Origin of the sequence: Corallococcus terminator, from assembly GCF_003611635.1 — a bacterium.
Lineage (GTDB): Bacteria > Myxococcota > Myxococcia > Myxococcales > Myxococcaceae > Corallococcus > Corallococcus terminator.
Genome location: NZ_RAVZ01000379.1, coordinates 1 through 8,761, shown reverse-complemented (window position 1 = coordinate 8,761; position 8,761 = coordinate 1). Strand labels below are relative to the sequence as shown.

At 68.0% G+C, this 8,761-nt stretch carries 5 protein-coding genes; all 5 read right to left on the bottom strand.

The features are described 5' to 3' along the window. Positions 1–77 precede the first annotated feature (77 nt). Positions 78–2,780: a DNA polymerase I gene (gene polA / locus D7V88_RS35250; RefSeq protein WP_120544984.1), complete on the bottom strand. Its 2,703-nt coding sequence runs from the start codon at positions 2,778–2,780 to the stop codon at positions 78–80. A gap of 44 nt (positions 2,781–2,824) precedes the next feature. Next, positions 2,825–5,035, bottom strand: a complete 2,211-nt coding sequence (locus D7V88_RS35245; protein ID WP_120544983.1) for an FHA domain-containing protein — start codon at positions 5,033–5,035, stop codon at positions 2,825–2,827. A 7-nt stretch (positions 5,036–5,042) separates the two neighbouring features. Continuing rightward, positions 5,043–6,809: a TadA family conjugal transfer-associated ATPase gene (locus D7V88_RS35240; RefSeq protein ID WP_120544982.1), complete on the bottom strand. Its 1,767-nt coding sequence runs from the start codon at positions 6,807–6,809 to the stop codon at positions 5,043–5,045. Positions 6,810–6,973: 164 nt separating this feature from the next. Next, the gene (locus tag D7V88_RS35235; RefSeq protein ID WP_120544981.1) at positions 6,974–8,422 is read right to left on the bottom strand and encodes a type II and III secretion system protein family protein; all 1,449 of its coding nucleotides are present in this window, start codon (positions 8,420–8,422) and stop codon (positions 6,974–6,976) included. A gap of 45 nt (positions 8,423–8,467) precedes the next feature. Further along, positions 8,468–8,761: A24 family peptidase (locus D7V88_RS35230; RefSeq protein ID WP_504814778.1), on the bottom strand; the 294-nt coding region annotated here is incomplete at its 5' end.

The window sequence follows — 8,761 nt, the reverse complement described above, 5'->3', positions numbered from 1 at the left end:
CTTCTTCCGCTCTCCTGGAGACGCGGGAGGGCGCCTACGGGGGTGGGCGCTTCTCCCGCTCTTTTTTTGTCCGCGGACTAGTGGGCGTCCGCCCAGCTTCGGCCCGCGCCCACGTCCACCTTGAGCGGCACCTTCAGTTCGGCGACGGCAGCCATGCACCGCACGGCCAGCGCCTTCACCGCCTCCACTTCCGCATCCGGCGCTTCGATGAGCAGTTCGTCGTGCACCTGGAGCAGGACGCGCGCCTTCAGCTTCTCCTGCCGCAGCGCCACGTCCACCGCCAGCATCGCCTTCTTCATCAGGTCCGCGGCGGTGCCTTGAATCGGCATGTTGATGGCGGCGCGCTCGGCGGCCTGGGCCACGCCCCGGTTCTTGGAGAGCAGGTCACCCATCAACCGGCGGCGGCCGTAGAGCGTCTCCACGTAGCCCACCTTGCGCGCCTTCTCCACGGTGTCCTCCAGGTACTGGCGGATGCCCGCGTACCGGGTGAAGTACCGCTCGATGACTTCGCGGGCGCGCTCCTGGGAGATTCCCAGGCGCGTGGACAGGCCGTGCGCGGACAGGCCGTACGCGATGCCGAAGTTCACCGTCTTCGCCACGCGGCGCTGCTCGCGGTCCACGTCCTTGGACTCCACGCCGAAGATCTCCGCCGCCGTGCGGCTGTGGACGTCCTCGTCGTCGAGGAAGGCCTGGATGAGCACCGGGTCCTCGGCGATGTGGGCCAAGAGGCGCAGCTCCACCTGCGAATAGTCCGCGCTGACCAACTGGTGGCCCGCCTCCGCCACGAAGGCGCGGCGGATCTCCCGGCCCACCTCGGTGCGGATGGGGATGTTCTGGAGGTTGGGGTCGGACGACGACAGCCGGCCCGTGGCGGTGGCCGCCTGGTGGTACGTCGTGTGGATGCGCCCGTCCTTCGCGACGAGCGACGGCAGCGTGTCCAGATACGTGCTCTTGAGCTTGGACAGGCCCCGGTACTCGATGAGCGCCCGCGCGAGCACGCTGCCGTGCTCCTCCGCTAGCTTCTCCAGCACTTCCTGATCCGTGGAGGGGCCCGTCTTGCCGCGCTTCAAGATGGGCAGCTTCTGCTCTTCGTAGAGCACCTGCGCCAACTGCGGGTTGGAGCCCAGGTTGAAGACGTGGCCCGCGGCCGCGTGGCACTCGGCCTCCTTCGTCTTCACCTCCACGTCCACGCGCTCGGAGATGCGCCCCAGCTCCTTCACGTCCAGCTTGACGCCCTCGCGCTCCATGCGCGCCAGGATGGGCAAGAGCGGCAGCTCCAGCGTGCGCGCCAGCTCCGCGAGCCCGCCCAGCTCCAGCTCCTTCCACAGCTCCGGCGCCAGCCGTCGCGCCGCGTCCGCGCGCACCGCGTACGCCGCGGCCACCTCCTCCGGCCCGTGGTCCGACAGCGCCCTGCCCTTCTTGCCCTCCACCGACGCCGGCAGCGCGGGCAGCTCCGAGCGCAGCCGCTCCCGCGCCAGGTCCGCCAGCGCATGCTCGCGGCGCGACGGATTGAGCAGGTAGCTCAGGAGCTCTACGTCGTCGTACGCGCCCTCCAGCGTCAGGCCTTCGTTGGCCAGCACCAGCGTGAGCGCCTTGAGATCATGCCCGCCCTTCTTCACCCCGGCATCCGCGAGCAGGTCCTTCACCCCCGCCACGAACGCGGGCACCGGCACCTGGGAGGCGCCCAACTGCTGGTGCCGCAGGGGCACGTAGCGCGTGGTCCCATCCGGCAGCGCCACGCCCAGGCCCACGAGGGACGCCGCGAAGGGCATGCCTTCGAAGGCGGGCACGAGCGTGATGGCCCCGGCCGTGCGCGCCGCTTCCACCAGCGTCTGAAGCTCCACCTCGGTGGTGACCAGTGAGGTGGTGGCGACGAGCGGCGCCACATCCGGACGCGGCGTCTCCTCCGCCGGCAGGTCGCGCAGGAGGGCGAAGAACTCCAGCTCCGTGAACAAATCCCTCGCGCGCGTGCCGTCCGGGGCCTTGCGCACCAGCGCGTCCAGCGTCACGCCCAGGGGCAGCGTGGTGTTGAACGTCACCAGTTGCTTGGCGCGCGCCAGGCTCTCGCGGTGGGACTCCAGCGCGGCGCGGATCTTCGGCTTCTTCACTTCCTCCAGCCGCGACAGGAGCGTCTCCACGTCGCCGAACTGGTGCAGCAGCTCCACCGCCGTCTTGTCGCCCACGCCCGGCACCTTGGCGACGTTGTCCACCGCGTCGCCCACCAGGGCCAAGAAGTCGCGCACCTGCCGGGGCAGGATGCCCATCTTCTCCTGCACGTCCGCGATGCCCATGCGCTTGTTCTTCTGGGGGTCGAAGAGGGTGATGTCCTCGTCGACGATCTGCATGAAGTCCTTGTCGCTGGTGACGATGAGGACCTCGAAGCCTTCGGCCTTGGCCTGCATCGCCAGCGTGCCGATGACGTCGTCCGCCTCCCAGCCCTCCGCGTCCAGCGAGGCCAGGTTGAGCACGTCGCCCACCTTGCGAATGAGCGGGAACTGCGGCACCAGGTCTTCCGGCGGCGCCTTGCGGTTCGCCTTGTACTGCGGGTCGATCTTCTGGCGCTCCACGCGGCCCGACTTGTCGAACGCCAGGGCCACGTGCGTGGGCTTCAGGTCCTGCAGGGCCTTGAGCACCATGCGGGTGAAGCCCAGCACCGCGTTGGTGGGCACCCCCTTACTCGTCGTGAGCGGGGGGATGGCGTGGTAGGCGCGGAAGATGAAGCCAGAGGCGTCGAAGAGGGCCAGGCGGCGCTCGGAGCGCGGGGGGCTGGTGTCGGCCATCCCCCGTCCCTAGCGCGGCTCCAGCCCCCTGTCCACGACGCCCCTCACCGGCACTTCAGCTCCTGCTTCTTCGCCGCCACCAGCTCCGCGATGCCGTCACCCGGCACCGCGTAGTCCTCCGCGGCGGCCAGGTCCGAACAGCCGGACGCATCGTTCAGCACCTGCTGCGCCAGCGTCGAGCAGAAGGCCACCGTGCGGTTCAGGTCCGTGTTGCCCTTGTAGAAGTCGAAGCCCAGCTTCCAGATGCGGCAGCCGCGGCGCCGGTCCTCGCGATCCGCGAAGTGCTTGCCGCGAAGGAACGCCGCCTGCGCCATGTCCTGGAAGATGTTCTTCCGGTAGAACGACAGGTGCGTCTCCGCAAGCTCCCCCATCAGGCGCTTGTCCGTCGCCAGCGCTTCCTTGAAGGGCGCCACCGCTTTCTCGGGATCCTCCCGCGACAGCGCGCTCTCGCCCGTCTTGAAGAGCTGGTCCACGTTGGACACGTCCCGCATCAGCTCGTCCGCCGGGGCGTGGTACTGCGCCGAGTCCACCTTCGAGCGCAGCTTCTGCAACGTGGCCAGCGCTTCGCTGCCGCGGCCCGCCCAGTAGTCCATCATCGCCGCCTGCATCAGCTTCGCGCTGTAGCGGCTGTTCATCATGGCGCGCACTTCGCTGGCCTGATCCGGCCCCGACTCGTCCGCCGCCAGGATGTCCGACACCGGGCACGTCCACGGCGCCGCATTGCGGTCCAGCTTGTTCCGGGCCACCAGGAACTTCACGAACATGGCGTCCTTGGGGCGCCACTCGTTGCGGCGCAGGCCGCCCTCCAGGCGGAGCGTCTGTCCCAGCGGCGGCGACAGGTCCTCGCGGTTCTGCTTCTGGCACCACACTTCCATGTAGTCCTGGCAGCGGGGCACGGCGGCGCTCCACTGCGAGTTGCCCAGGTAGCGCTTGCAGTCGTCCTTCGCGCGCGACACGAAGCGGTCCGCGGACTCGCGCGCCTTCGCCTTGGCGCGGCGGAAGTACTCGCTCTCCTTCGGAATCTTGCGCAGCGCGACGAGGGCTTCCTTCTCGCGGTTGAGCTCCACGGACTTCTTCGCGAACTCGAAGTTCTCGAAGGCCTCCTTCTCCAGCTTGATGCGCCGGATGAGGGTGTTCGCCTCCGCGTTGATGGGTTCCTGGTCGAGCGCCTTCTCACAGGCCGCCTCGGCCCGGCTCCAGTCCGGCTGCCCCATCTCGTTGGACGCGTAGGAGCGACACTCGCTGAGCAGCTCCTGCACCTCCGACGCGGGATCCAACGCCGCGGTCTGGGTGGCCGCCGTCGTCGTCGGAGCGGTCGTGATGCCGGACACCTTCACGACGGCCACCACCGCCAGCAGCGCCATCGCGCCACCGGCGACCACCAGCAGGTTGCGTCGGCCGTTGGCGGCCTCGGGTTCGCCCCGGCCGCCCCGCCGCGCCGGAATGCCCGCGCCCGGACGCCGCGCGGGCGTGTCGGCCGTCTCGTAGGCCATCTCCACCACGCCGAACTGGAGGACGTCACCGGCCTGGAGGTCGACGAACTCCTGCCCCAGCAGCTCGCCGTTGAGCAGCGTGCCGTTGGCGCTGCCCAGGTCGCGGGCCCGCACGACGTTGCCCGCGCGCTCGACCTCCGCGTGCTTGCGGCTCACCGAGTCGTCGTCGAGCATCACCACCGCCGGAGGCGCCCGGCCCACCAGCACCATGCCGCTGATGGGGTAGGACTTGCCGGCCCACGGCCCCGTCATCCCCTTGAGCACCGGGCCCGACCCTGGCGTCGCGGGCGCGCTCATGGCCCGCGAAGGCCGCTTCGCCAGCGCCGAGCCAGGAGGCTTCGGCGCCCCGTTCGCCGTGGCCTTGGCGCGGATGCTGGGCATCGCGCGCGTGCCCCGCACCGGCACGTCCGCGAGCGCCGGAGGCTCCTCGTCCACCGCGGTGTCCACCGCGGCCTTGCGTCCGCTGGAGCGCTTCGCGCCGCCCTTGAGCTTCAGCTCGTAGTCACCCAGCAACACCTGGGAGCCGGGCATCAGCGCCGTGGGGCCGTCGATGCGCTGTCCGTCGATGAAGGTGCCGTTCTGGCTGCCGCCATCCTCGACGTAGACGGTGCCGCCCTCCACGTAGACGCGCGCGTGCTGCCGCGACACGCCCCCTTCCGTGAGGACGAGGTCATTGCCCTGCTGGCGGCCGATCTTCAGCTCGCCAGCGATTTCGTGCTCGTGCTCAGTGCCGTCAGGGTGACGGACGACCAGGATTGCCATGGGCGCGTCAGTCCTCGCGGAAGATGCTCATGTTCACCGGAAGGCCCTTGCGCTGAAGTTCGTCATAGAACTTCGGCACGAAGCCCGAAGCCACGTAGCGCCCGCGCACCTTGTGGTCTTCGGTGAAGCCGTCCTGCTTGTAATAGAAGATGTCCTGCAGGGTCACGATGTCGACCTCCATGCCGGATACCTCCGTGATGTAGCAAATCTTCCGGGAGCCGTCGGAGAAGCGCGTCTGCTGCACGATGAGGTGCACGGCGCTGGCGATCTGCTCGCGGATGGCCTTCACCGGCAGCTCCATGCCGGACATGAGCACCATCGTCTCCAGCCGCGCGATGGCGTCACGCGGCGTGTTCGCGTGCAGCGTGGTGAGCGAACCGTCGTGGCCGGTGTTCATCGCCTGGAGCATGTCCAGCGTCTCGCCGGAGCGGCACTCGCCCACGACGATGCGGTCGGGCCGCATGCGCAGGCAGTTCTTCACCAGCTCGCGGATGGTGATGGCGCCCTTGCCTTCCAGGTTGGGCGGGCGGCTCTCCAACTGCACCCAGTGGTCCTGCGGAAGCTGCAGCTCCGCGGCGTCCTCCACCGTGATGATGCGCTCGCCCTCCGGGATGAACGAGCTGATGATGTTCAGCGTCGTCGTCTTGCCGGAGCCGGTGCCGCCGGAGATGACGATGTTGCGACGCGCCGTCACGCACATCTCCAGGAACTCGGCCATCTGCGCGGTGACGGTCTTGTACTTGATGAGATCCTGGATCTTCAGCGCGTCCTTCTTGAACTTGCGGATCGTGATGCAGGGGCCCTTGAGGGCCAGCGGCGGGATGATGGCGTTGACGCGGCTGCCGTCCTTGAGGCGCGCGTCCACCAGCGGGCTGGATTCGTCGATGCGCCGGCCGATGGGCGCCACGATGCGCTCGATGACGCCGAGCACCGCCTGGTTGGAGGAGAAGGTCTTCTCCGACAGCGTCAGCTTGCCCCGCTTCTCAATGTAGATCTGGTTGGCGTGGTTCACCATGATCTCGCTGATCTCTTCCGACGCGAGGAACGCTTCGAGGGGCCCCAGGCCCAGCGCCTCGTTGATGACGTCGGTGAGCAGTTCTTCGCGGTCCACGTCCGTGGGAAGCTCTCCGTCCGCTTCCATCTGGTCGATGATGTCGCGGATGGCCTTCTCGGTGCGGCGCCACAGCTCCTCGTCCCCGAGCCGGTCCATGTCCATGCGACGCAGGTCCAGGTACTCGATGAGCCGATCGTGGATCTCCTTCTGGAGGCGCGAGTAGCGCTCCAGCTTCGGGTCCACCTTCTTCCTGTTCTTCGCCATGGCCGCGGCCATGGACGCGGGCATGCGGCTGGGCGCGGCGGGAGCCGGAGCCTCCTCTTCCTCGTAGGGCTCCTCCTCCTCGTAGGCCTCTTCCTCCTCGTAGGCCTCCTCGCCCTGCTCCTCGTCGTACGCCTCTTCGCCCTGCGCGTCGTCCTGCGGCGCGTCCTCCAGCGCTTCGACGTTGAGGATGTAGTCGCCGATGGAGACCTGATCCGTGGGCTTGAGCACCATGGGCCCGGCAATCTTCTTGCCGTTCACGAAGGTGCCGTTCGTGGACTTCATGTCCACGATGATGAAGCGTCCGTCCTTCTCGACGATGCGGGAGTGGTACTTGGAGACATTCCCCTTCGCCAGAACGATGTCATTGCCGGCAAGCCGGCCAATGGTGATCTCGTTCTTGGGGTATTCCCGCTGCTCCGTCCCGCCGCCCTTCTCCGCCAGGGTGATGAGAAACATGGGTCGGGATGCTACCAAGCCCTCCTGCGTCCTCAAAGGCTCCTGCGCACGCGCTCGCCTGCCCGCAAGCTCTCGGGCCGGCACCCTCCCCCCTCTTGGAGGGGAGCGGGGCCGGCCCGGGGGTCGGATGCGGTCGCTTCCGGGGCGCCCGAGGGGCGCACCCGTCAGTCGAAGATGTTGAAGTTCACCTCGGAACGGGCCTGCTTGTAGCGGGTCTTCACGTCCTCGATGATGCTGCGGACCTTGTCCGAGTCCGGGTTCACGATGCGCGGGGTGACGAAGATCACCAGTTCGCGCTTGGTGGAGTCGAACGCGCGGTTCTTGAACAGTTCGCCCACGATGGGGATGTTGCCCAGGCCCGGCAGCTTCGCGACGGCCTTCTGCTCGTCGTGGCTGAACACGCCCGACAGCACGATGGTCTCACCGTGGCGCACGGTGACGTTCGTCTTCACCTTGCGGGTGCGGAAGCCGGGGATGGCGGACGAACCACCGAAGGACACCGACACGGACGTGTCGATTTCGGAGGCCTCGGCCTCCACTTCCGTCTGGATGTTGCCGTTGCGGTCCGCGGTGGGGCGGATGTTCAGGATGACGCCGTACGGCTTGTACTCCACCGTGAACTGCGTGTTGGTGATGAGGGGGATGGGCACCTCGCCACCGGCGAGGAACTCCGCCTTCTCACCGCTCGCGCACACCAGCTTGGGCTGCGCCAGCAGGCGGCCGTAACCGTCGTTGGCCTGGAAGCCGATGCTCAGCTCCGACGAACCGGTCGCGCCCAGGATGAGGTCGGAGACCGCGTCACCCGACGGCAGGAGCGCCTTGGTGAGGTTCAACGTGCCGGTGAGGCCGCCGGTGATGTCGGTGGGGTACTTGATGCCGTAGCGGTCGCGGCTGTTGCGGCGGATTTCGACGAACTGCACCTCGGAGAGGATCATCCGCTTGATGCCGACGACGAGCAGGTTCTCCACCTTCTCGCCAATGGCCTTGGTGATGAGCTCCGCCTTCTGCAGGTCCTGCTGGCTCTCCACGGAGCCCTCCAGGAAGATGGTCGCGCCCACCACGTTGGCCTGCACGTTCTTCAGGCCCGCCTTCTGGAAGGCCGCGTTCAGGTTCTGGGCGACCAGCTTCTTGGCGTTGGGGGCGATCTTCACGAACGACTTCACGTTCGGATAGAGGCTCACCACCTGCTCGATGCGGTCCGCGTCCTGCGTGGTGTAGGCCTGACCGTCCAGGTAGATGCGGTCACCCACCATGCGGACGGAGACACCTTCGATTTCGCCCAGCAGGCGCTTGATTTCGGAGATGACCTCGTTGGGGTCCTGCTTGCGGACCGTCACCAGGTAGCTGATGCGCTGACCCGAGGACTTCCAGACGAGCAGCGTCGTCTTGCCTTCCGTCTGGCCGGTGACGAGCAACTGGCCGGTGCCCAGCGTCTTCACCTCGGCGATGGACGGGTCGCCCAGCGCGACGCGGCTCAGGCCGGGGATGGTGAGCACCTTCTGAGTCCCCACCCCGAGGCTGACGGTGCTGCCCTCCTGGGCCAGGGCGGGGGCACTGGCCACCAGGGTGACGAGGGCGCCAAGCGCTACGGCGTGCGTGAAGCGAGTGGACATCGTGTGAATCCCCTTCTTGCGTGCGTGCGCGCTGACGGCGGCGCGCTATCCCAGATGTTGTTGCTGCCACCACATGGCCCAGAAAGTCCCGAGCGCGATGGAGACGCCGTAGGGGATGTGTCGCACGGGCGAGGGCGAGGTTTCCTCGCGCATCCATTTCGCCCGCACCGCCCAGCGACGGGCCACCGCCGCCAGCGTGTCCCAGACAGCGCCCTGCCATAGCAGCGTGACGACCGCCTGGAGCGCTCCCACCAACGAGATGAAGGCCGCCGCCGCGAGCACCGCCGGGAACCCCAGCACACAGCCCACGCCCGCCATCAGCTTGACGTCACCCCACCC